This window comes from Stenotrophomonas sp. INTA L402-1 (assembly GCF_059295135.1).
On record NZ_JCAFWP010000230.1, the window covers coordinates 1 to 538 of the forward strand.

General features: G+C 56.9%; 1 protein-coding gene. It reads left to right on the forward strand.

Going from position 1 to position 538, the window contains the following annotated elements:
- On the forward strand, positions 1–538 hold a 538-nt coding region (gene nusA / locus AC5O77_RS22520; protein ID WP_494507262.1), incomplete at both ends, for a transcription termination/antitermination protein NusA.

A 538-nucleotide genomic window follows, 5' to 3' on the forward strand; every position in this document is an offset into this window, starting at 1 on the left:
AACCGCGACAACATCTCTCTGGATCTGGGCAACAACGCTGAAGCCGTGATCCTGCGCGAAGATATGCTGCCGCGTGAAAACTTCCGCCCTGGCGACCGCGTTCGTGGCGTGCTCTATTCCGTTCGCCCGGAAGCGCGTGGCGCGCAGCTGTTCGTCACCCGCTCCAAGCCGGAAATGCTGATCGAACTGTTCCGCATTGAAGTGCCGGAAATCGGCGAAGAAGTGATTGAAATTAAAGCAGCGGCTCGCGATCCGGGTTCTCGTGCGAAAATCGCGGTGAAAACCAACGATAAACGTATCGATCCGGTAGGTGCTTGCGTAGGTATGCGTGGCGCGCGTGTTCAGGCGGTGTCTACTGAACTGGGTGGCGAGCGTATCGATATCGTCCTGTGGGATGATAACCCGGCGCAGTTCGTGATTAACGCAATGGCACCGGCAGACGTTGCTTCTATCGTGGTGGATGAAGATAAACACACCATGGATATCGCCGTTGAAGCCGGTAACCTGGCGCAGGCGATTGGCCGTAACGGTCAGAACG